Consider the following 23,304-nt stretch of genomic DNA (forward strand, 5'->3'; position numbering starts at 1 on the left):
AAGGCCTTGCTCATCAGAGCAGGGCCTTTTCTTTATTGGTTATAATAAAGTGATTTGCGTGTTAGGGCGTAGATCAGGGAGAGGTTGAAGTTCTCGATGTCGTCTTTGAGATTTCCCTGGCCCTGTTTCAGGTTGGGTCCGAAAAGCAGCTGCCAGTTTTTGGCAATATGGATGCCGATATCGGGGCGAAACATGATGACGCTTTCCTTGAAATCCGTCACCCAAGCTACATTGAGGCGGGCAGCAAAACCGGAATAGTACCCCGTGGTGAACATATAGGAAGCGGCAGGCCCAATGAAGAACCTGGGCTCCACACCACCCAATAAACCAGCGGACAGACGCTGGATATGAAAACGGCTTCGCTCGGGAATGAGCGGATTGATCTTGGGATTGGTGCCGGTTGCCAGCTGAAATTCAAACATGATGTGGCTGTAATAATGTGCACCCGCCATAAAGCTGAACCCGCTTGACCAGCTTTTCTTATGCTCGCGAAAGGCTTCATCCGATTGTGCATGACATGTGCCGATCACGGTTGATGTAACCGTAAGTCCGATGCATATTATTTTCGCCGGAAAGGATCCTGCCATGGCGCTTCAACTTATACCCTTTAACGTTAATTTTACAGAAAGATTCGGGTGTTTACCTAAATGGCAAGTAAAGAAACAGATTTTCCCCCGGTTGAAATGGCCGATGAAGACGGATTCCTTGCGTGGGGCGGGGATCTTGGTCGTGATCGTTTGCTTCAGGCATATCGTTCCGGAATTTTTCCCTGGTTCAACCCTGGTGAGCCCATACTCTGGTGGGCGCCAGATCCCAGGTTTGTGTTGTTTCCCGATGAATTGAAGGTTTCTGATAGCATGCGGCGTTTGTTGCAAAAGGCACCGTGGCGTGTTACATTGGATAACTGTTTTGCGGATGTGATCAGGGCTTGTAAAAAGGTAAAGCGAGCGGGGCAGAAGGGTACCTGGATCACGGATGAAATGGAGGCTGCTTATACCCAACTTCATCGTGAAGGATGGGCGCATTCGGTGGAAGTATGGGAAGAGGAGGAGCTGATCGGTGGTTTGTATGGTGTTTCACTGGGCAACATGTTTTTCGGCGAATCAATGTTCGCCCTCCGAAGCAATGCATCCAAATACGGATTCATTACCCTGGTGGCAGTGCTGAAGGAAAAAGGATTTACACTGATTGACTGCCAGGTGCCTACGGAACATCTCGCATCTCTTGGTGCGAGGCCCATTGCACGAAAGGAATTCATGGGCCTTTTGGAAAAAGGATTGAAAAAACCCACCTTGCACGGATCATGGAGTCAATGGATCTGAACCCCGCGGAATTTCTTTTTGTGTACATGACTTTTCCCAACCGGGAAGAGGCGGAGCGTGTCGGTACCATGCTGGTGGAAGAACACCTTGCTGCCTGTGTGAACATAACGGATGGCATGCAGTCCGTATACAGATGGCAGGGCAGGGTAGAGCGTGCATCCGAAACCGTTTGCATCGCCAAAACAAAGGTGGCATTGTTCGATGCGCTGGAGCGCAGGGTTCAGGCATTGCATCCTTATGAATGCCCGTGTATCGTGGCAATGCCGCTGGCTGCTGCCAGCCCGTCTTACCTGCAGTGGCTGGATGAGCAGGTAAAGGATGGCGAATGAGGCCGGGTGTCCGATATATGCTGTATTCCACGCTGGCATTTTCCATGATGCACATCTGCGTGAAGTCGCTCACGCACATTCCCGCCCATGAGATTATTCTTTTCCGTTCCGCCGTTACCCTCATCATCAGCTTTGCTTTTCTTCGGTATCACCGGCTGCCGGTTTTTGGTACCAACCGCAAGATATTGGTGTTGCGCGGTACTGTGGGTGTAATCGCCCTGACGCTTTTCTTCATCACCCTGCAAAGGATTCCGCTTGCCGCTGCCGTGACGCTGCAGCATCTGTCGCCCATCTTCACCGTGTTGTTCTCGATGTTGTTCTTATCTGAAAAGGTGAAGCCATCGCAGTGGTTGTTTTTCCTGGTTGCTTTTTCCGGGGTGTTGCTGATCAAAGGTTTTGACGAACGGATCGAACCTATCTTCATGCTGTTGGGTATCTTGTCGGCTGTGTTTTCAGGACTGGCATACGTTTGCATCCGCATCCTGAGGCACACCGATCATGCCTACAATGTGGTATTCTACTTTCCGCTGGTGGCCACGCCGGTGATGGGAATATGGTGTATGATCAACTGGGTGCAACCGATGGGGTATGAATGGGGACTGCTAATCCTGGCGGGTGTGTTCACGCAGGTGGGGCAGATCTTCATGACGCGATCGCTCCAGGCTGAAGAGGCCAGCAGCGTTGCCATCCTTAAATACCTGAGTCTGGTGTATGCACTCGGCTTCGGCTATTTTCTTTTTGATGAGACCTATCCCTGGATGTCGCTTGCCGGTATCGGGCTGATCTTCGCCGGGGTGGGATTGAATACTTTCCGGAGGAAAGTAAGTCTTTAGTCGTTTGCTTCTACTTGCTACTAAAGACTAACGACTATAAAGCTTTCACCTCTTCCACCAACCCTGCCAGTACCTTCTTGGCGTCGCCGAAAAGCATACCGGTTTTTTCGCGGTAGAACAGGTCGTTGTCGATCCCTGCATAACCCACGCTCATGCTGCGCTTGTTGATGATGACCTGCTTGGCATCTTCAACATTCAGGATGGGCATGCCGTAAATCGGACTTGAAGGATCTTCCTTCGCGGCAGGGTTTACCACGTCGTTGGCGCCTAATACGAGTACCACGTCGGTGGTGGAGAATTCGGGGTTGATGTCTTCCATTTCCACCAGCTTGCCATAGTCTACATTCGACTCGGCAAGGAGCACGTTCATGTGTCCGGGCATACGTCCGGCCACCGGGTGGATGGCATACTTTACTTCCACGCCCTTTGACTCGAGGAGTTCTTCCAGTTCGTGAACCACGTGCTGTGCCTGCGCTACGGCCAAACCGTAACCGGGCACGATCACGACCTTGGAGGCATAGTTGAGCAGCACGGCAACGTCGGAAATGGAAACTTCCCGGAAGCTTTTCTGTTGGCCGTCTCCACCGGCGGCTTTGACAGCACCGCCCGTGCCGAAGGCACCGAAGATTACATTGCTCAGTGAACGGTTCATGGCATTGCACATCACCACGGTGAGGATCGTACCTGCCGATCCCACCAGGATACCACCCGTGAGCATGGCCATGTTGTCATAAAGGAATCCGCCGAATGCTGCAGCCATACCTGTGAATGAGTTCAGGAGTGAAATCACCACCGGCATGTCGGCGCCACCGATCGGGATCACGAACAGGATGCCATAGAGGAGGGAGATGCCGGTAAGCGCATACACCCATGTTACCTTTTGTTCCGCCGGCATGTCGGAGATAAGAAGGAAAGCAATGCCTGCGGCGATAGCAATGATCAGAAGCGTATTCAATATGTTGTAGAAGGGGAGACGGATGTCTTTCTTCATGTTGCCATTCAGCTTGGCAAAAGCGACCATGGATCCGGAGAAGGACACGCTGCCGATCACAAGGCCACAGAAAATGGTGAGCAGCATCAATGTGTGCGGGGTCTCTGCGTGCAGGGCGTGCGGGAATTCGATCAGCCCGATGATGGCTGCACAAGCACCGCCCATTCCGTTGAAGAGGGATACCATTTGTGGCATGGCGGTCATGGCCACTTTCTTGGCGATGATCCATCCGATGACGGTGCCTACAATGATGCCGCCGAAGATCCAGGCCAGGTTGCCCAGGTGCTTGCCGTTTTCATCCTTGTAAAGAAAGATGGTGGCGAAGATGGCCAGCGTCATGCCCACCGCAGCCCACAGGTTTCCGGAGCGGGCGGTTTTTGGGCCACTCAGTTTCTTCAGTCCGATGATGTAGAGGACTGAAGCAATCAGGTAAGATATTTCCAAAAGGTAGGCACCCATGACTTAGTCTTTTTTTGCAGGTTTTTTCTTAAACATTTCCAGCATGCGGTCGGTGACCACAAAGCCTCCCACCACGTTCAGCGTTCCCAGTATCACGGCCAGGAAACCCAGGATGATGGCCAGCGTGGTGTCTGCTTTGCCCATGATGATGATGGCGCCGATGATCACAACCCCGTGAATGGCGTTGGCACCCGACATGAGCGGGGTATGCAGGACAGACGGTACGTTGGCGATCACTTCCACCCCAAGTAAGATGGAGAGGATGACCACATACACCATGTTCATGTGCTGGTAAAAGAATTCAAGGACTGCTTCCATGAGAATGAGAATATTAATTGTTTATGCGGTGGCTTGGGTTTGCACAACGGAGGGATGCACTTTGGCTCCCTTGTGGACAATGAGCGAACCTTTGTTGATCTCTTCTTCCATGTCCCACTTGAAACCCTCGTTGGAGGCCAGGTGCAACAGGAGCTCGCTGATGTTTTTGGCGTACAGCTCGCTGGCATTCAGCGGCAGGAGGCTCGGCAGGTTGGATTCGCCTATGATGATCACCCCTTCTTTTACAACGGTTTGATCCAGTTCACTCAGTTCACAATTGCCGCCTTGTTCAACAGCCATGTCAACGATCACCGAGCCGGCGCGCATGGATTTGACCATGTCGGCGGTGATCAACATCGGTGCTTTCTTGCCGGGGATCAATGCGGTGGTGATCACCACATCGGCATCTGCCACGTGTTTGGCAACCAATTCTTTTTGTTTCTGCAGAAATTCTTCAGATACACCCTTGACGTAACCGCCTTCCATTTTTACAGAGGCGTCCGCAGGTACTTCAATGAACTTGCCGCCGAGGGATTGCACCTGTTCTTTTGTTTCCGGCCGGATGTCCGATACTTCCACGATCGCACCGAGGCGTTTGGCGGTGGCAATGGCCTGAAGGCCCGCCACACCCGCACCCATGATGACCACTTTGGATGGTTTCAGGGTTCCGGCGGAAGTCATCAGCAGGGGAAATATTTTTCCAAGTGCATTGGCGGCCAGCAGTACGGTTTTGTAACCGGCCAGGTTGTTCTGTGAGCTGAGCGCATCCATCTTCTGAGCAAGAGATGTGCGCGGGATGGCATCCATGGAATAGGCGGAAATGCCCTGTTTGGCGCATGCCTCAACCAGATCCGGATGGGTGGCGGCAAACATGAAGGAGATAAGCACGGCATCTCTTTTCATCAGTGCCACTTCCTCCGGCAACGGGGCATTCACTTTCAGTACCACATCGGCATCAGCGTATACCTGTTGCTTCTCTGCCACGGTGGCGCCGGCTTCCGTATACTGTGTATCAGCTATGAAGGCTTTATCTCCTGCGCCTTTTTCAACCACTACCTGAAAGCCTTTCGAAATAAGAGACTTGATGATAGTGGGGGTGAGAGCGACGCGCTTTTCCCGCTCCTTTGTTTCTTTGGGTACACCTAATTTCACGATGGTAGAATTTGGTTGTGAATACCGGTTGTGGCAGCCAAAGTAAAAAAGATATTTGGATTATCGAAACCGTTGAACCGCCCTGTATTTGTCTGTTCTATGAAGTCAGGATCAAACGTATGTGACGGTGGTGTACCGATCTGCCATAATTTTGCACCTTTGTGAACCATGTGCTTGAAGTCGTCTGGCAAGTTGTGGCTTTGACATGGCATTCAAAATGAAGATCACATTTTTAGGAACAGGAACCTCGTCCGGCGTGCCCATGATCGCATGTGAATGTGACGTGTGTAAGTCGGAAGACAGCCGGGATAAAAGGCTGCGGACATCCGTGATGGTGGAAACCGGCGGTCAGACCCTGGTGATCGATTCAGGCCCGGATTTCCGTCAGCAGATGCTCGCCAGCCGGGTCATGAAACTCGATGCCTTGCTTTTCACCCATGAACACAAAGACCATGTGGCCGGGATGGATGATGTGCGTGCGTTCAATTTCCGTGCAAAAAAACCGCTGGATGTGTATGCTACCCAACATGTGTTCAAATGCCTCGAACGCGAGTTCCATTATGTGTTTCATGATGATGGTTACCCGGGCGTACCCAAGGTGAATGTAAACCTGATCGAACCAGGGACTCCCTTCGATATAAGCGGACTTGAAGTGATGCCGTTTCGCGTCTGGCATCACAAACTGCCGGTGACAGCTTTCCGGATCGGCGACTTCTCCTATGTGACCGATGCCAATGCCATGGACGATGAGGCCAAGGATGTGATTCGCAGATCCAGGGTAATGGTGATCAATGCCCTTAGAAAAGAAAAACATATTTCTCACTTTACCCTTGATGAAGCCATACAGCTGGCAAAGGAATTGGAAGTGGAACAAACCTTCCTCACCCACATCAGTCACCAGCTTGGAAAGCATGCGGAGGTGAGCGTTGAACTTCCCTCCAACGTGGCGCTCGCTTTTGATGGCCTGGAGGTAACCCTGACATAAGAACAAATATGCACGCCAATTCAGGTGTCTGCATGCCCCATGCAGGTGCCGCCGCTGACGATGCCTCCCAGGTCGGGTTTTCACTTGTGAATCCGATAGGGTGCAAGTTTGTTGTAAATCTTTTGTGTCCTTTCATTCATGCGGGTTGCGCGATCCGGAATTTTTTGAAATTGATTTGGTATTCTTATCCGGATTTTCGTACTTGCGCCCGTCTCTAATCCCTCTTGATTTCAACCAATGAAACAATGCTACCTTACTGTGGCGGCATGCCTGTTTGCATTTATAGGCAATGCCGCTAACGACGGTCCGCGTGACCAATCCCGATCCATGGATGTGCGATACGTCCGGGCCCAGCAGCATCAACCCAACGAAGCCATCCAGGCCAACCTGCGACAGGCAGATGTTTGGCAGTCTTTCCTTCAGAAACATGGTGCCTGGTATGTTGTGTATGATGAAAACAACCAGATGCCGCACCGCGCCTTCGGGCAACCCATACCTGTTCCGGTACCGGGTGATCCCCGTGAAAAGGCGATGTACTTCATCCAACATGAACTGCAGGGGTTTCACATTCCCGTGGCCGACCTGGAGTTCCTGGAGTTTCATTCATCAGGCAAATATCATTATGTGAACTTCCGGCAACGTTACAAGGGATTGCCTGTTCGCAACAGCCGCCTAACCTTGAAAATGACGCTGGACGGGCGTGTTGTGATGTTCGGACTGGATGTGTTCAATCATATCAGTATGCCCGTGGTGCCTTCCGTTTCCAAAGATGCCTCCATCAGCAGCGCCACCGAAGGTATACAGCGATCCATTGAAAGTACGGAAGTGTCACCTGATCTGGAGATCCTTCCTGTACCGGGTGATGGAAGTTACTCGTTTCATCTTGTTTACAACACAACGGTGCATGCCCGGAACGAGGATGACGCATCGGTGCCTGCCATTTATGACGTGTTGGTGGATGCGAATACAGGCAAGCTGTTGTCTCGCAAAGACCGCGTGCGCCAATACGCACATATGAACGACAAAGGCGACAACACCCCCTCGCCATACAGCACCGTTACCGTACAGGGTGAAGTGAGTGTGACAAGTCCGCACGATGCCGCCCAGATGTTGCCCATGCCATATGTAGAGATCGGTGGTGTGAATGCCGATGTGAACGGAGTGGCTACATTGCCTTCCGACCCCGCATCCGCTACGGTGAACCTGAAAGGGCCATATGCAGTGGTATATGTGGGTGCATCCGGTACCACCGGTTACTCTTACAATGCTACCGGTCTAACCACCGGCAGCAATACGGTGGACCTCACATCCAACATCATCACCGAGGCCATTTCCGGATACTATCATACCAACATCATTCACGACTACATGCGCACCAAGTTCACATCGTTCACCGATATGGATACCCAACTGCCGGTGAGGGTGCAGCGGACCGATGGTAACTGCAACGCGTTCTATGACGGTGCCAGTATTAACTTCTATGTGACCGGTAACAACTGCTACGCCCTGTCGATGCTGGGTGATGTGGTGTATCATGAATATGGTCACGGCATCAACGACAACTATTACCAGTCAAAAGGTTCGTTCTTCGCCAACGGTGCCATGAACGAAGGCTATGCTGACGTATGGGCCATCGGTGTGACCGAACTGCCTTATATTGGAAAAGGCACCTACCAGGATGATGCGGCGGCCTTGTTCCGCTGCTATGCCCCCGAATGCGAACCGAAGGTGTATCCCAAAGACCTCATCGGTGAAGTGCATGCCGACGGTGAGATCATTGCGGGCGCATGGTACGATGTGGCCCTCAATTTCGGATCGGTGCAGGATATGATGGACCTCTTCAGTGCTACCTTTAACGGACTGGCCACCGGTCCCGACGGAACAGAAGGAGATGTGTACACCGAGATACTGATCGATGCATTGCAAGAAGATGACGACAACGGAGATATCACAGACGGAACACCCCGCGCACTCGACATTGTGAATGCATTTGCACGGCACGGCATCACCCTGCTGTCGAACGCAACACTCTTGCATACAGACCTGACTTCGGCCACTCCAGCCACGCCCATCACCATTACAGCCGATATCACATTCACCTATGCATGGGCATTCCAGAATGCCTATTGCTGGTATACCGTGAATGAATCATCCACCCTGAAGTCGGTGGCGCTGACCAATTCGGGAGGCAGTACCTACACCGGACAAATTCCTGCACAACCTGATGGATCGCTGGTGCGCTATTATGTGGGACTGGAAGATATTTACAACAAGATCGCCGCGGTGCAACCCGTTGGTGCCGACAAAGCCGTGTTCCCGAACATCCCTTATTTCGTTACGGTAGGGTTTACCAAACAGCAGTATGAAGACTTCGATGACTTCTCCGGCAACTGGGTGGTGGGTGCCTCGGACGACAATGCCACAACCGGTCTCTGGACCATCGATATTCCCATTCCATCCTATGCAGACCTGGATGGCGACGGCAACCCAGACGTGGGCGACCCTGACGCTCTGGTACAGGTGGATGATGATTACACGCCCGCTTCCGGTGCTATTGCATGTGCCTTTACGGGCAATGCCAATTCATCTTCCGATGCAATCGGTACGAACGATGTGGACGGTGGCAAGACCTCCATCATATCTCCCGTATGGGACCTGACCGGTATGACCAACCCGCTGTTCACCTGGAGGCGCTGGTACGTGAACGGCCCCGTGGGTGGAGCTAACCCTGGAAACGACTGGTGGCAGGCATTCATCTCCACCGATGATGGCAACACATGGACCAAGATCGAAGAAACCAATGCACAGGATCGCAGCTGGAGAAGGTTCGCCTTCCGTGTGCGTGATTATGTGACACCTTCTGCACAGGTGAAGCTGAAGTTTGTGGCTTCCGATAGCTTGCATCCCAACCAGGGCCTGAACCTGGACGGTGGCAGCATTGTAGAAGCAGCGCTCGATGACATCGAACTCTGGGAGGCCGGTAACTACCCGCTCGGTAAAGAAGAACAGGAATTGATCCGCTATAAAGTGTTCCCGAATCCTGCCACCACGGAGGTAGGTGTCGACTTTGAGTTGCAGCGCCCTGAACCCGTGCGTGTGACCTTAATGAACAACCTCGGGCAGGAAGTATACAGCCACGACTTCGGATCCATGTCAACCGGCGCACACCATGTAACGGTTCCGACAGATGATTTGGCGCCCGGCATGTACATGCTCCTGTTCGAAGCCGGAAACATCCGGAAAGGCGAGAAGGTGACGTTGATGAAATAGGTGGTGTTTACTACAAATGTAAAAGCCCCTTGCTGTTAGCGAGGGGCTTTTTTGTTGGATGTGCAACGGTGACGGGGCGCGTGGCACGGACGAGGACGTCCGCGCCAGCGGGGGTGTATAGATATTCAACATGTCGAGTGCTGGTGCGGACGTCTTCGTCCGTGCCACGTCCGTTGATCTTTCCACGTCCGTGCCAGAAGTACACGACGGCCTAACTGCATCCGTCAAATAAAACCACATCAAGCAAGCCTTTCATGTTTGCATAATTTCGCGCGGAACTGAATACATAGTCTTCAGGTTTATCCACGATTAGGTCTTTCACGGGATTCATGTGAATATAGTTTAGCTTCTGTCGTATAAAAGGAATGGAGTATACGACTTTCGCATGGTTACCATCCTGCCAGACCTTCCATTTTTGGTTTTGTTTGAGATAAGGCCGATTGTCTTTAAGTAGTTCAAGCAGCCATGCACGACGGCTTTCAGGTTCATCCTTGATGGTTTGAATGATTTGTTTGCTGGAAAACGTTTTGAAATCGCGAAGTATTCCGGATAGCTTATGTTCCTCATCAGCCTGGCAGATCATGTGCAGATGACTTGGCATTATGCAATATGCATAGATGATCAGGCCTTTGTTTTTTTGGCAGTAGGCCAGGCAGTCGACTATGCGTTTTCTTTGAATCAGCCGGGAGAAAATGTCGATCCATCCTACAACTGTCATTGTTACGAAGTAGGCTTTATCCGGCTGATGTATCCTGTAATTACTGGACATGTAACAAAATTACAAGATGAAATACAGCTGGTGATCCAAAGAAGTGTCGAGACTTGCATGTGTATGTTTAGGAAAGCGATTGGTTGAAAAGAAATGTGGGCACGGACGAGGACGTCCGCGCCAGCGGCGGAGGAATGTGTTTGGCGAATGCTGTGCCTTTGTCGGTCTAATTCATAGCTTTGAGCCATGAAATGAAAAGGTGCGTTCCTGTATACAGGTTTATGGGTTAATTAATAATGTTTGTCATGACAATGCCAGAAGAACTTGAAGATTTTATTCGGGATCAATGGAATATTTTGGTTGATCTTCATATATGTATTGAAAACCTGAAGAGGCTTTATGAAACTAAATATGAATTTGAAGATCAATTCAAAACACATGGTTTTTTTGGACATCATGTTTATCAATTAGCATTTATTGCTGTTGTTCAACTATCCAAACTTCTGAATAACTCGTCCAATGAAAAGCGCAGTTTTACTAAACTCTGTAACAAATTGGAAAACTCGTGTTTTGGTGAGGACTTAAGAGATTCCACAAAACCCGTTCGGGAATTTGTTAAGGAGAAGATTCAGGAAAATGAAGATGCTATTAGTAGAATTATTACCGCCAGAAATAAAGTCTTCGCTCATAAAGACCCCAATAGCGGGGTTGTGATCCCGAATCTTGCTGAGATTGAAGACATGGTTAATTTGTCCGCAGAGCTTTTTAAAAGCTTATGTGGTCACCTGTCTTCAATGGAGTATTGTTTTGAGGTAAAGGATGGCTGGGGTATCGACTATGTCATGTTGCACATGTCCCGATCCTTTGAATATGATCAAGAGGAGCTTAAGCGTAAGTTAGATGAGTTAACATAGCCCGGACGAGGATATTCGCGCCTACATGGTTGAAACAATCCATAGCATCAAACATTTGATCATCTTCCTTCTTTTACTGGCCGCCTGCGGCCCGGGTGAAAAGCCCTTTGATAAAAAGCAGTGGGCGGACCAGGAGCCGGGAACTTATCGTTACCGCGAAAGCATGGTGGGCGACCTCATGCAAAGCCATCTGCACAAGGGAATGAAGGTGAACTGAAGACTCCCCTTAATTCGTAGCAGTTAAAACTAACGATTTCCAATCAGATTGTTGATCGGGCAGGAACGTCGAAGAGGCGTAGCCTCGAAGACGTTCCTGGGCAAAAGCCACTGGCGTCTTATATCCCAATGATGAGTGCGGACGCTCATTGTTGTAGATCCACATCCATGCGTGGGACAACAGCTGTGCATCTTTCAGTCGGGTGAACGAAAAAGCATCCAATACTTCTTCCCGGTAGGTTTTATTGAACCGCTCCACATATCCGTTCTGATGGGGCTTTCCCTTCTCTATAAACTTCATCTGGATACCTCTTCTCTCAGCCCATTCCTCCATGGCCTGGGCAATGAACTCCGGACCGTTGTCTACCCTAATGCGTTCAGGTTTTCCCCGCCAGGCGATCAATTGATCCAATTGGCGGATCACCCGCTTGCTGGTCAGACTGGTGTCAATGGTGATATTGAGCACCTCTCTGTTGTAATCATCAATGATGTTAAAGGAGCGAAACTTGATGCCATTGTACAATCCGTCATGCATGAAGTCCATGCTCCAGGTTACATTCGAATACAGTGGCTGAAGCAGCGGTTCTTTCACCCGCAGTGGAAGTCTCTTCTTTGTTTTGCGGCGCAGGTTCAATCCCATCTCTGTATAGATGCGGTATACCCGTTTATGATTCCATATGTAGTTCATGTTGCGTAAGCGGTGGTGCATCATCCAGAAGCCCCAGCGGCTATGCAGCTCGGCCAGTTCCGCCAACCGGTCACGGATCATCTGATCGTCCTTGGGTTTGGGGTGGTAGTAATACACCGACTGTTGGATGGTAAACAACACACAGGCCTGCCGGATGCTGATCTTATGTTGATGATTTGCATAACCGATCAGCTCGCGCTTCTCGGCAGGCCCTAGAGCTTTTTTTCAATCACATCTTTCAGTACGGTGATGTGCAGGGTCTGCTCCGCTACGATCTTCTTGTATTGGGCCAGTTCGCTCTCCAGTTCTTTCAACCGTTTGAGTTGGTTGACTTCAAGCCCGGAGTACTTGCTCTTCCACTGGTAAAACGTGGGCTGACTGATGCCGTGTTCCCGGCAGATGTCGTTGACACTTTTGCCCGATTGCTGCTCCTTGAGAATGCTTACAATCTGGCTCTCGGTGAATTTGCTCTTCTTCATTTTGTTCCCTGTTAAAGTTAGCGACTAATTTCTATTTTTATTCGCTACGTTTTTTAGGGAAGTCTTCAGAACGAAGTGTTGGGCCTCCTGGGCGAACCCGACTGTTACGGACCCGACGAGCCCAATACCTTCTGGTATGGTGTGATGATGAAGTTCAATTGGGACGATTACCCGGTAGAAACCAAAACGCTGGCATTTCAGTACGGGCCTGATTCAACGATCACCGGCTTCTGGCTCAACCATTGGGAGAAGTAAATGATAAGGTCAGTGACGAACCATTTTCAAATCGTCACATTCCCTCATTTTCAAATCACCCCACCCAATGAACTTGCCCCTTGTTGATAGCACCCAGTGCTTTTCCTTTCAGTTCCTGTTGCAGGAACGGTGAGTTTTTGGATCGCGATGCCAGTTGCTTCTCTTCCACCTGCCAGAGGTGGTTGGGGTTGAAGAGCGTAAGGTTGGCCTGCTGTCCTTCGTCTACCACCGGTTGTGCCAGGCCGAGGATGCGGCGCGGGTTGGCGGAGAGGGCCTTGATGACCGTTGCCAGGTCTGCTGTTTTTTCAAGAGCGGTCCATGCGGCGGCGAATGCGGTTTCAAAACCTACGGCGCCGAAAGCGGCAAGGTCGAATTCTTTTCTCTTTTCATCCTGGTCTTCCGGCCAGTGGTCGGAGCAGATCACGTCGATGATGCCTTGTGCTACAGCTTTCCGCATCGCGTCTCTATCGGATTTGGAACGGAAAGGAGGGATGACTTTGGCGTTGCTGTCAAAGTCAGACAGTGCATCTTCTGTCAGCAGCAGGTGATGGGCTGCTACGCCAGCGGTTACCTGGGTACCTTTCTGGCGTGCGTTTTTTACCAGTTCCGAAGCAGACTTGGCGGATAGGGTGGAGAAGTGAATGCGTGAGCCCGTGTACTGTGCCAGGTAGATGTCGCGGTTCACCATCAGTTCTTCAGAGAGTACGGGGATGGTTGCCATACCCAGGGAGGTGGCCACCGGGCCTTCGTGGGCGATGCCTTTGCCGGCGATGTTCTTTTCAAAGGGAAAGCTGAGGATCAGGCCTCCGAAATCTTTTGAGTACTGAAGTGCCAGGCGTTGCAGGTTTCCATTGCTCACGGGGTGTTTGCCGTCCGTGAACCCAACCGCACCGGCTTGCTTCATGTCGTGCATCTCGGTAAGGTTTTCGCCTTTCAATCCTTCCGAAACAGCGCCGTACGGGTGTACATCCACCAGGTAGGATTTACATTGGTTGATGACGTATTCGATATCTGATTTTGAGTCTCTCGGCGGATGGGTGTCGGGCAGCAGGGCGATGCCGGTGAAGCCGCCGCGCATTGCAGCGTTGCAGGCAGATGCCAGGTTCTCTTTGTATTCGTGGCCCGGGTCGGGAACAAAGGCCTGCATGTCAAACCACCCCGGAGACACGTGCAGGTTGTCGGCTTCCAGCTTTTCAGCACCGCGTGGGTTCAGGTTGGTGCCGATGCGCGTGATCTTTCCGCTTTCAATCAGAATGTCTCTTTTCTTGTTGTGATGGGGTGAGTCAGGGTCGATAATCCTGGCAGACTTGATCCAGATTTTCATAGGTGATCGTGTCTTTTGTTCTATTTCAAAATTCTTATCAATACCGTTTCAACGCCGAGCATCAGCAGGGCAAGCAGGATGCAGATTCGCCAGAGGGGGATGCCTTTTTCCTGTTGCATCACAGCCATGGCCAGTTCCTTCATGCTTCCGTCCATGATGGAGGCATGCTTCAGGCCGGCATCCGCCAGTTCTGTTTTCAGATCGTCTTTGTTAAAGCAGGCAGTTTCCGATTCGTTCCTGGGGTAGTTGAATGCCAGTCCGCGTATGTCCAGCTTATCCAGTTTCAATGTGAACAGTCCGGCTTCGGTGATCTGGTCATGGGTTTGTACCATGGTTTTCAACCCCATCCTTTTTTGCTCAGGGATGAATGCGCCTTCCTTGTTCACCCTTTGGATGGAGAAGAGGTCTTCCTTGTCGGCAGTGATTTGGTTCACCATGAAGGCTTCTTCCTGACCGATGGTGTAAAAGAGAGGTTCGTTGATGTGACTATTCAGTACTGCCTGGTACAACGTTAGTGCATTCATGCCGTGGGCTCCGAAGGAAATGAACCGGTTGTCGTCGCTGGGTATGGCGCAGGCGTATACGCTACCTTTGTTGGCGTTGAAGCGGCTGATGAAAGCATGACCGTCCTGTAATGTCATGAGTTTCTCTTCCTGGCTATTCTGCGGCGATAAGATCTGGAAATGTTGTTTGGTCATCGGGAAATCCATGTTCTCGGGGATCTTCTCAAAGACAGATTGGTACAGCGGGTTGTTCCGGGCGAAGGAGGCCACGCGGTTGTCGGTGGTGTCAAGTGCTCCGTACTGGCCTGCATGCAGGGATGCGAGGAATTCGTTGGTGGATGTCATGTCACCTTGTGAAGGAGGGAAGATAAAGATCGATCCACCGTCTTTTACAAATTGTACCAGCTCGCTTGCAAGTCCGGATGAGATCTCTTTCAAGCCATCCAGGATGATCATGTACTGATTGCCGATCACTGAATAGTCGAGTTCGTGCACATTGGCGGGGGTGTAGGAGATGTATTCATCGTCGGCAAACAGGGAATTCACCGACCTGCTTTCGGTTTCTTCGTAAATGCCCAGCAGGTTGATGTGTTTCTCGATGTTATAGGAGAAGTAGAAGTCGTCATCGTACACCAGGGGGTAGTCGGTGAGTGAGAGTTTGCCATACTGGATGCCTTCGCGATCGGCAGTGAAATTCATCTGTACCTCCACATCCTCATTGGCATTCGCATTGATGCTGGCAATGGCCTTTTGCTCATTGTTCAGGATCAGCTTCAAGGGGACATTCTCATAGGGCGCATCAGCATTGTTTCTGATGCGTACGGTCAGCACTTCGGGTTTTCCCGCCATGCGCACCGGGTTTTCAAACCAAACGGAGTCGATGTAAATGTTGTTGGTGGTCTGACTTTGCAGTGCCACCAGTTGCAGTGTAACGGACGTGTCTTGTTGCAGTGCTTTCAGATCGGTGTTGCTCTTCTGGAAATCGGAGATCAGGTAGGCGATCTTTTCACCTTGCTGGTCTTTGAGTACTTCTTTCTGGCGGGTGTATACTTCGCTGAGTTTTCTGGATGCAGGAGATAGTTTGATGTCGTTCAGGTTGTCCAGCCACTCTTCCCGGGTATACATGCGCTGATGCCTTCCGTCGAAATCATTGGTCACCAGTTGGAAAGCATCCGTGGGTTCATAAGCGGATGCAATCTCTCGGGCCTTGGCTTTGGCTTGCTCCAGAAGACGGCCGTTGCTGTTCACCGCATCCATGCTGAAGCTGTTGTCTACATAAATGCTGATGGCCTTGCTGCCCAGGTCCACTTTCTTTTCTTTGGAAGCGATATAAGGTTGGGCAAAGGCAAGAATAAGGAAGGTCAGGGCCAGCAGACGACTTGCAAGTACAAGCAGGTGCTTCAGGCGCGACTGGGCCCGGGTTTGCTGCTGGATATCTTGTAGGAAGCGTACCTGGGTGAACAGGACTTTCTTAAAACGCTGGAAGTTGAATAGGTGAATGATGATGGGAATCGCCAGGGCGAAGAGCGCATAGAGCAGACCGGGATTCAGAAATTTCATCAAAGCCCAAAGATAGGAAATTTTTCATCCGGTGTGTGGCCTTCTTTTCCACGCCTCCGCCTTTTATATGCCTTGGACGTTTTCACGATCTTTTATGCAACGCCTGCTGCCTCTCCCTTGTTGCGGGAAAAACGGCTGGCAACCACCAGGTCTTTTTGCCCGGGTGTGTGCTTGTAAAATCCTTCCCCTGATTTCACACCCAGGTGTCCGGCAGTTACCATGTTCACCAGGAGGGGGCAGGGGGCATACTTGGGGTTCCCGAACCCGTCGTGCAAAACACGGAGGATGGAAAGGCATACGTCCAGTCCGATGAAGTCGGCCAGTTGGAGCGGTCCCATCGGGTGAGCCATGCCGAGCTTCATCACCGTGTCGATTTCTTCCACACCCGCTACACCTTCATAGAGGGAGTAGATGGCTTCATTGATCATCGGCATCAGGATGCGGTTGGCGATAAAGCCGGGATAGTCGTTCACTTCCACTGGAACTTTGCCCAATTGGTGTGACAATTCAAATACGGATTTGGTGACCTCGTCGGAAGTGGAATACCCGCGGATGACTTCTACCAGTTTCATAATGGGCACCGGATTCATGAAGTGCATTCCGATGACTTTGTCCGGACGTTGGGTTGCCGCACCAATCTGTGTGATGGAGATGGATGAGGTATTGGTGGCGAGGATGGTCTCCGGTGAACAGGCGGTGTCCAGATCACGGAAGATCTTTAGTTTGAGCTCGATGTTTTCTGTGGCCGCTTCCACCACCAGTTCACATCCTTTCACACCCTGTTTCATGTCGGTGAAGGCGGTGATGTTTCCGAGGGTAGCTTGCTTGTCCTGTTCGCTGATTTTTTCCTTGGCAATCAGCCTGTCGAGGTTTTTGGAAATGGTGGACAGTGCCTTGTCAAGTGCTGGTTGAGAGATGTCAATCAGGGAAACCTGGAATCCGGTTTGTGCAAATACGTGGGCAATGCCGTTACCCATGGTACCTGATCCGATGACTGCTACTTTCTTCATGCTGTATTGAATAAGAATAGGTTCCTAAGAGCGGTTGAAGTTTATTTGGAAAGGGGGCCCATGGTTTGGATATAACGCAGAAGGGCCTCGCCGTCTTCCGTAGAGATCACCTCCGCTCCCGCTTTTTTGTTGGCTTTGCCTACCATGTTGGGTACGACGCCGTTCAGTTTGTCAAAACCTATTTCCTTGTAATTCTTCTTTGCATGACACGCCGTGCAATATTTGTCGTCAATTTCTTTGCCGCGCTCCAATTGAGCCAGTGTAAGCCCATCGAATTTTGCAGCTCCGCGGTCTGCATCGGATTGGGTAAGACCTGATGACGAGGCGCCGGCTCCGTCTTTTGTAACCTTGGTTGATTTACAGGCCGCAGCCAGTGCCAATGCGCATAAAATGACCGTTGACTTTTTCATAAAGCTGGAAGTTGGTTTTTTCGAAAGCCGAATGTATACATTTTTTGAAAATTGTAGCTGAACAAAGGCAATGGGTGCATATCTTCCGGGGTTGTTCCTTTTTTGGAACAAGAGAATTATGACCCTGAAAGCACAAGGTCACAGGTGAACAGGCATCACAAAACCAAAGAGGAAATCCTTGCCGAACACATGGATGTTCGGGCGGCACAGCGCGATAGCAGTTGTTTCTCGGTGTTGTACGACCGCTACTTCAGGGTGATTTATGCCTTCGTGTACCGTCGTGTGAACAACGATGCCGATATAAGCGGCGATGTCACGTCCGGAGTGTTCCTGAAAGCGATGCTCGGTTTGCGTAAATACCGTCCCTCGAAAGTGCCTTTTTCTGCATGGCTGTTTCGGATTGCCCTGAATGAAATTAAATTGCACCACCGTAAAACGAACCGTGTACAGCAGGTGGCCCTGACCGAAAACATGGCCGTGGCCATGATGCGTGAAGTGGAAGAAGATGATGAGTCACTGGAAACCAGGCAGGCCCTGCTCAGTGCATTGGAAAAACTCGATGATCTGGAGTCGACGATATTGGAAATGCGCTTTTTTGAGGAAATGTCATTCCGTGAAATCGGAGAGGTGATTGGTTTGAAAGAGGCGGCGGCCAAGGTGAAAACCTATCGCATCCTCGACAAGCTGAAAAATTGCATTACTTTAAATAAAAAACATGGCTAAGTCCGGGAAGAAATACGTGATCAGGCAGGATGCCGGAGAGGTCCCGGAAAAGGACATGCTGAAGTACAAGAACTTCGGGAAGTTGACCTATAACTACCAGCAGGTTTCAGGCAACATCCACCGAAAACCGCTCTATAAAAACCGCCGGTTCTTCCTGTGGCTGGTGGTGGCAATTCTTTTGGCCCTTCTGATCTGGGAGGTGGCAGAAAAGGAAAGCCATACTGCAAATCCAGACGGACAGAACATTCCGGGCGTCTCACCTTAGTTGACGGCTCTCAACTACCAACCACAAACTGTAAACTTTCTTAAGGCGTGCAACCTTTTTGAAAAGGTGTGTCATTAGGTCAGCAATAAACCTAAAATGCACATGCAATGAAGAACGTATTGATCCTTTTGACGCTGATGATGGCAGGTGGCACAATCGCAGCACAGGAAGCGCCACAATCATCATCTTCCCAAACTTCCGATTCCGAAAGCGGTAACCAGGAAGTTCAGACTTTGTTTTCGAAAGATGTAAAGAACGGTTTTTATATCGCACCTGTCTGCAGGATGGGACGCATATATAAAGACCCCGCTGTTTTTGTCGGTGGCCAGCTTGCCTGGATCCTTGATCATTCCCTCGCACTGGGTTTTTTCGGGCAGGGTCTCGCATCCCAGGTCACCACCTACAACGATGCCGGAGATCTTCAGGGCATGGAGATGGGGTATGGCGGTTTTCTGGTAGAACCCATCGTGATGTCGAACAAGGTGGCTCACCTGACTGCGCCGATCGGAGTGGGTGCAGGCGGGGTTGCTTTTTTCGACAATACCCGCTTTGATTATAATTATCGCTTCAACAGTGCCCAGGCATTCTTTGTGATTGAGCCTGGTGTGAATATCGAACTGAACATGACGCGGCACCTGCGTTTTATCGCGGGTGGAAGCTACCGCATTATCTCCGACATGGATCGCAGCAATGCACTCGGGGGTGAGTTGTCGGGTACTTCGGTGTTCGCCGGATTCAAGTTGGGTGTGTTTTGATGAATGGAATTACCTTCGTGCAAGATTGACCGATTGAACATTGATTAGCCAGGTACGCCATATACACAGTGATCTGGTCGCCCGATGCAAGAAAGGGGACCGCCGCGCACAGCGGGAGCTCTATGAGAGCTATGCCACCGCCATGTTCAACGTGGCCATGCGCATCCTCAATAATCGGGAAGAGGCGGAAGACGTGTTGCAGGAAGCTTTTGTGGATGTGTTCACCAAGATTCACACCTACAGGGAAGAGGCGACCATCGGTGCCTGGATACGAAGGATTGTGCTGAACAGGGCCCTGAATGTAGTCCGTAAGAAAAAGATGAACTGGGCTGACCTGGATGAGGAACGGACCCTGGTGGCCGATGAAGAAGAAAATGCGGAAAGGTCCGACAAGCCGGAACCCGAACAGGTTCATGCAGCGATCAAACAACTACCGGAAGGATACCGGGTTGTGCTGTCGCTCTACCTGATCGAAGGATTGAGTCACAAACAGATTGCAGAAGAATTGAAGATAACCGAATCAACTTCCAAATCACAGTTCAACCGTGCCAAAGCCAGGCTCAGGAAAGACCTGATGGCAGCGGCAGGATAACAACAGGATTATGGAAAACTGGATCAAAAACAACAAGGATCAGCTTGATTTCGATCGGCCTTCACCCGATCTGTGGAGCCGGATTGAAAAAGACCTGGATGCAAAGTCGCCCGGCCGCAGCAACCGTGGATGGATGCGTGTGGCAGCGGCTGTACTTCTTCTGGCCGGTGCCTGGATCGGGTACCGGGTGTCCGTCGGCTCAGGTGCGGATAACGGTGCAGTGGCCGATGCCGTGGTTGATTCTGCTGCAGTGCCGCAGGTAGAAATGGACGTGCCGCAGGAAGTGGGTGAGGCGGAAGTGTATTATGCCGCTCGTATTGACCGAACCATGGAGGAGATCGAAGCGCTGGATGAGGATGCAAAAAATGACCTGGTGAATGAAATGAAGGAGTTGGAGGCCGATTTCCAAACCCTGGAAGCAGACATGGGTAGTCCGGTGAACCGCGAGCAAGTGTTGGAAGCGATGGTGCGCAACTATAAGATGAAGCTGGCACTGTTGGAAGATGTTTTGAAAGAATTGAAAAACAGAAAAAATGATGACGGTCATGAACATGTTAAAAGCCTGTAAGCTTACATTGCTGTGTTGTGTGCTGCCGCTGTTCAGCGCGGTGGCGCAGGATATTTCGCAGACAAAGGAGATCAGGAAGCAGTTTGCTTTCGGACAGGGATGCCGCCTGGATGTGGAGAACAAGTACGGCAACGTGCATGTCACAACATGGGATAAAGACAGTGTGGCTGTGGTGATCCAGGTGGATGTAGGTGGCAAGAAACAGGAAGATGTGGATAAAATCCTGGGTATGCTCGACTTCTCCCTCACTGGTACGCCGGCGCAGGTGACCCTCAAAACCCTCTGGGCTGAAAATGCGAACGCATGGCAACGCAGCGCGATGGAGCTGAAAAAAGGACTTTCATCCCACATCCGCATGCAGGTAGATTATCACATCACCATGCCTGCCCGGGGTGATATCGACCTGGATAACCGGTTCGGTGATGTGTACCTGCCCGTTTTGCAGGGTAAAACACGCATCACTGTGAATCATGGTGACCTGAGGGTGGATGGGTTGATCGGCAACTCAACCGTAGATGTGAGTTATGGCAAGGCCAAGATTCGCCAAATGGGAAATGGCAGCATCAAGCTTGTCTTCGGTGACCTGGTAGTGGACAAGGCGGGTGATTTGGATCTTGAAACCTCATCGGCCCAGGTGGAAATATTGGAAGCCGAATCTCTTCGGATCGATTCACGGCATGATACCTATGCGCTCAGTAATCTTGCTTCACTGAAAGGTAAAACGCTTTTTACGGATATCCGGCTACGGAAACTGACCCGCCTGGCTGACCTGGATGTGCGCTACGGAGATATCGACCTCGGTGGCATTCAATCGACCTGTGCGGAAGTATACCTGCAGGGTTCTTATACCGGCCTGAACCTGGAGTTTGCGGAAGACGCGCCTTTCTCCCTGCACGCCGAACTGGAGAACAACAAGGAGCTCACACTGCCGTCTGTCCTGACTGTTTCCCAGCAGGAAACCGATAAAACACTTCTGGTGGACGGAAAGATGGAGCGTGCCAAAACCCGGGTCACCATCAAGGCCAAAAGCGCCTATGTGAAAATCAGATAAGTTGGCCAGGATGCGTGTGAGGTAGGCTTTTTGGCTATCTTCACGGCAGCAATGATGCGGTTATATATATTGCAGCTTCTGGTGTCCGGTACGAATCCGGAGTACTTTGGGTATGGTATTCTGCTGACATTTTTCTTTGTGGCCGTATTCCTTGTTCAATTGTTTATGTCATATAACAAGGGAGCTGCCGGACAATTCTATCACAACAAAATCAGGCAGCGCACGCCCATCACCCGCGAGGTTTTCATGCAGGTGCATGCGCTTCTGTTGGAGCGGATGGAATATTACCGAAATCTTGATACCAAAGGACAGGCGCGGTTCATTCACCGCCTGATGATCATTCGTGATCAGAAGCAGTTTCACGGAAGGGAAGGGTTGGAGGTCACATTTGAAATGGAGGTACTTATTTCTGCCTCCGTTGCGCAGATCACCTACGGCATGACCGAATTTTCATTGACTTTCTTCAGGCATTTCCTCATCTATCCCGCATCATTTTATTCAAAACTGTTGCGCCGGGAATTACTGGGAGGTACCACTGGCAATGGGGTGGTGATGTTTTCATGGCGGGATTACAAGGCAGGTTATGCCGATGATGATGACGGCCGCAACCTGGCCTTGCATGAACTGGCGCATTGCCTCAAGATCCACATGGATCAGGGATTCGGAGTCGATGAGAACTTCAGTAAATACTTTGGTCGCTGGATGGCCTTCGGACAGTCGGAATTTGATCGCATGCATGCGGGTAAGGAGTCGTTCCTCCGCGCATACGGAGGTACCAATGAGCATGAGTTCTTTGCGGTGTGTGTGGAGCATTTCTTCGAGAAACCGGAATCGTTCAAGAAATTGCTGCCTGAGATCTATCGGCACCTGTGCCTGCTCCTGAACCAGGACCCGCTGGCAAAAGGGAACAATTATTCGTTGATTGACCGCAGGGTGCTGGGTAAGCCTCTGCCCAAACCTCGTTATGAAAAGGTGCAAGAAGAAACTACCCTGAAAACAGCGGGTGGTGAGAAGTTGGCAGATAATAATCTTTACGGAAACTGGCATTGGGTCTTCTCTGTGCTGCTGGCTTCGGTGTTTTTGAGTTTGCCTGCTATTTTTATTCCTCGTTTTATGTCTGCCATTTCCACCGGGGAACTTTGGTTGATTTCCGCATTGCTGGTGATACTTGCATTCCCCTTACAATACAAAAAAGTGGTTGTTCGGGATAAGTTTCCTATGATGTTTTTCCTGGTATATGTGGTGGTAGGTTTTGTGCCCATTGTGCTGGGAGGTATGCTTGTTTTGAACCTTGCCACCGCTGGTATGATGAAAAGAGAAGTGGTGCATTATGAGGTGGAATGGATTGACGGCTTGCCTCATCGTGAATGCCTTGTTGGAGTGAAAGATGCCCCGGGTGGGTATACCGACAAGATACTGACACTGGATTACAAAGCTGAATATGCACCCCTGGCATCATGCGGACGGCTGGATCTGGAGGTAAGCACCGGCATTCTGGGAGTTGATGTTGTATGGGATAAACACCTCGTGCATACCCCCGGCCATGAGGTGGAAGTGAGGTAGCTTATTCGGGTGTTTTTCTTATTTCCTTGGTTTTAAAGAATTTGTCTTGTATTTTTGTTG

At 50.6% G+C, this 23,304-nt stretch carries 24 protein-coding genes and 1 pseudogene; 15 read left to right on the forward strand and 10 right to left on the reverse strand.

The features are described 5' to 3' along the window. Nucleotides 1-32: 32 nt before the first annotated feature. Nucleotides 33-587 carry a hypothetical protein gene (locus H6585_06020; GenBank protein MCB9447885.1) on the reverse strand — a complete coding sequence of 185 codons (555 nt, stop codon included), beginning with the start codon at nt 585-587 and terminating at the stop codon, nt 33-35. A 60-nt stretch (nt 588-647) separates the two neighbouring features. On the opposite strand from H6585_06020, the gene H6585_06025 reads away from it, so the two are divergent. The 3 genes from H6585_06025 to H6585_06035 are packed head-to-tail and all read left to right on the forward strand — an operon-like array spanning nt 648 to nt 2,484. Beyond that, nucleotides 648-1,322 (forward strand): leucyl/phenylalanyl-tRNA--protein transferase, encoded by a 675-nt coding sequence (locus H6585_06025; GenBank protein ID MCB9447886.1) that lies wholly within the window; start codon nt 648-650, stop codon nt 1,320-1,322. After that, nucleotides 1,313-1,651, forward strand: coding sequence for a divalent-cation tolerance protein CutA (locus H6585_06030; GenBank protein MCB9447887.1), 339 nt, complete (start codon nt 1,313-1,315; stop codon nt 1,649-1,651). The genes H6585_06025 and H6585_06030 overlap by 10 nt, the downstream gene beginning before the upstream one ends. Before the next feature lie 17 nt (nt 1,652-1,668). Then, on the forward strand, nt 1,669-2,484 hold the full coding sequence (locus H6585_06035) for a DMT family transporter (protein ID MCB9447888.1): 816 nt from the start codon (nt 1,669-1,671) through the stop codon (nt 2,482-2,484). A gap of 34 nt (nt 2,485-2,518) precedes the next feature. Here H6585_06035 and H6585_06040 read toward each other — a convergent pair whose 3' ends face one another. Genes H6585_06040 through H6585_06050 form a run of 3 tightly spaced genes read right to left on the reverse strand, consistent with a single transcriptional unit; the run spans nt 2,519 to nt 5,404 of the window. Then, nucleotides 2,519-3,934 carry an NAD(P)(+) transhydrogenase (Re/Si-specific) subunit beta gene (locus H6585_06040; protein ID MCB9447889.1) on the reverse strand — a complete coding sequence of 472 codons (1,416 nt, stop codon included), beginning with the start codon at nt 3,932-3,934 and terminating at the stop codon, nt 2,519-2,521. 3 nt (nt 3,935-3,937) lie between these two features. After that, nucleotides 3,938-4,252, reverse strand: a complete 315-nt coding sequence (locus tag H6585_06045) for an NAD(P) transhydrogenase subunit alpha (protein MCB9447890.1) — start codon at nt 4,250-4,252, stop codon at nt 3,938-3,940. 21 nt (nt 4,253-4,273) lie between these two features. Beyond that, nucleotides 4,274-5,404, reverse strand: coding sequence for a Re/Si-specific NAD(P)(+) transhydrogenase subunit alpha (locus H6585_06050; protein MCB9447891.1), 1,131 nt, complete (start codon nt 5,402-5,404; stop codon nt 4,274-4,276). 217 nt (nt 5,405-5,621) lie between these two features. On the opposite strand from H6585_06050, the gene H6585_06055 reads away from it, so the two are divergent. Both H6585_06055 and H6585_06060 read left to right on the forward strand, forming a co-directional pair. After that, entirely contained in the window at nt 5,622-6,389 is a 768-nt protein-coding gene (locus tag H6585_06055) for an MBL fold metallo-hydrolase (protein MCB9447892.1), read from the forward strand. 237 nt (nt 6,390-6,626) lie between these two features. Further along, the gene (locus H6585_06060) at nt 6,627-9,659 is read left to right on the forward strand and encodes a T9SS type A sorting domain-containing protein (protein MCB9447893.1); all 3,033 of its coding nucleotides are present in this window, start codon (nt 6,627-6,629) and stop codon (nt 9,657-9,659) included. Between the two features lie 211 nt (nt 9,660-9,870). Here H6585_06060 and H6585_06065 read toward each other — a convergent pair whose 3' ends face one another. After that, nucleotides 9,871-10,428, reverse strand: a complete 558-nt coding sequence (locus H6585_06065; protein ID MCB9447894.1) for a transposase — start codon at nt 10,426-10,428, stop codon at nt 9,871-9,873. A 245-nt stretch (nt 10,429-10,673) separates the two neighbouring features. On the opposite strand from H6585_06065, the gene H6585_06070 reads away from it, so the two are divergent. Both H6585_06070 and H6585_06075 read left to right on the forward strand, forming a co-directional pair. After that, nucleotides 10,674-11,282: a hypothetical protein gene (locus H6585_06070; protein MCB9447895.1), complete on the forward strand. Its 609-nt coding sequence runs from the start codon at nt 10,674-10,676 to the stop codon at nt 11,280-11,282. A gap of 25 nt (nt 11,283-11,307) precedes the next feature. Next, a complete protein-coding gene (locus H6585_06075) occupies nt 11,308-11,499 on the forward strand; it encodes a hypothetical protein (GenBank protein ID MCB9447896.1) in 192 nt (63 codons plus the stop codon). Nucleotides 11,500-11,610: 111 nt separating this feature from the next. Here the strand turns inward: H6585_06075 and H6585_06080 are convergent. Beyond that, nucleotides 11,611-12,665 (reverse strand): annotated as a pseudogene (locus tag H6585_06080) (IS3 family transposase). Between the two features lie 75 nt (nt 12,666-12,740). On the opposite strand from H6585_06080, the gene H6585_06085 reads away from it, so the two are divergent. Continuing rightward, nucleotides 12,741-12,920, forward strand: coding sequence for a hypothetical protein (locus tag H6585_06085; protein MCB9447897.1), 180 nt, complete (start codon nt 12,741-12,743; stop codon nt 12,918-12,920). A 55-nt stretch (nt 12,921-12,975) separates the two neighbouring features. On the opposite strand, the gene pyrC is transcribed toward H6585_06085, so the two are convergent. The 4 genes from pyrC to H6585_06105 form a co-directional block, all read right to left on the reverse strand. Continuing rightward, a complete protein-coding gene (pyrC, locus tag H6585_06090) occupies nt 12,976-14,244 on the reverse strand; it encodes a dihydroorotase (protein ID MCB9447898.1) in 1,269 nt (422 codons plus the stop codon). A gap of 20 nt (nt 14,245-14,264) precedes the next feature. Beyond that, nucleotides 14,265-16,307 carry a BatA domain-containing protein gene (locus tag H6585_06095; protein MCB9447899.1) on the reverse strand — a complete coding sequence of 681 codons (2,043 nt, stop codon included), beginning with the start codon at nt 16,305-16,307 and terminating at the stop codon, nt 14,265-14,267. 92 nt (nt 16,308-16,399) lie between these two features. Then, nucleotides 16,400-17,317, reverse strand: coding sequence for a 3-hydroxybutyryl-CoA dehydrogenase (locus H6585_06100; protein ID MCB9447900.1), 918 nt, complete (start codon nt 17,315-17,317; stop codon nt 16,400-16,402). A 41-nt stretch (nt 17,318-17,358) separates the two neighbouring features. Next, nucleotides 17,359-17,727, reverse strand: a complete 369-nt coding sequence (locus H6585_06105; GenBank protein MCB9447901.1) for a hypothetical protein — start codon at nt 17,725-17,727, stop codon at nt 17,359-17,361. Between the two features lie 102 nt (nt 17,728-17,829). On the opposite strand from H6585_06105, the gene H6585_06110 reads away from it, so the two are divergent. The 7 genes from H6585_06110 to H6585_06140 all read left to right on the forward strand — a co-directional run bounded on the left by H6585_06110 (nt 17,830) and on the right by H6585_06140 (nt 23,244). Continuing rightward, entirely contained in the window at nt 17,830-18,450 is a 621-nt protein-coding gene (locus tag H6585_06110; GenBank protein ID MCB9447902.1) for a sigma-70 family RNA polymerase sigma factor, read from the forward strand. Further along, nucleotides 18,443-18,715, forward strand: a complete 273-nt coding sequence (locus H6585_06115; GenBank protein ID MCB9447903.1) for a hypothetical protein — start codon at nt 18,443-18,445, stop codon at nt 18,713-18,715. Before H6585_06110 ends, H6585_06115 begins: the two co-directional genes overlap by 8 nt. A 107-nt stretch (nt 18,716-18,822) precedes the next feature. Beyond that, entirely contained in the window at nt 18,823-19,470 is a 648-nt protein-coding gene (locus H6585_06120) for a hypothetical protein (GenBank protein ID MCB9447904.1), read from the forward strand. 40 nt (nt 19,471-19,510) lie between these two features. Further along, nucleotides 19,511-20,062, forward strand: a complete 552-nt coding sequence (locus H6585_06125; GenBank protein ID MCB9447905.1) for a sigma-70 family RNA polymerase sigma factor — start codon at nt 19,511-19,513, stop codon at nt 20,060-20,062. Between the two features lie 10 nt (nt 20,063-20,072). Next, nucleotides 20,073-20,630: a hypothetical protein gene (locus H6585_06130; protein MCB9447906.1), complete on the forward strand. Its 558-nt coding sequence runs from the start codon at nt 20,073-20,075 to the stop codon at nt 20,628-20,630. Next, nucleotides 20,608-21,681, forward strand: coding sequence for a hypothetical protein (locus H6585_06135; protein ID MCB9447907.1), 1,074 nt, complete (start codon nt 20,608-20,610; stop codon nt 21,679-21,681). Before H6585_06130 ends, H6585_06135 begins: the two co-directional genes overlap by 23 nt. 165 nt (nt 21,682-21,846) lie before the next feature. After that, the gene (locus H6585_06140) at nt 21,847-23,244 is read left to right on the forward strand and encodes a zinc-dependent peptidase (protein MCB9447908.1); all 1,398 of its coding nucleotides are present in this window, start codon (nt 21,847-21,849) and stop codon (nt 23,242-23,244) included. Nucleotides 23,245-23,304: the final 60 nt, after the last annotated feature.

This window comes from Flavobacteriales bacterium (genome assembly GCA_020635855.1).
Lineage (GTDB): Bacteria > Bacteroidota > Bacteroidia > JACJYZ01 > JACJYZ01 > JACJYZ01.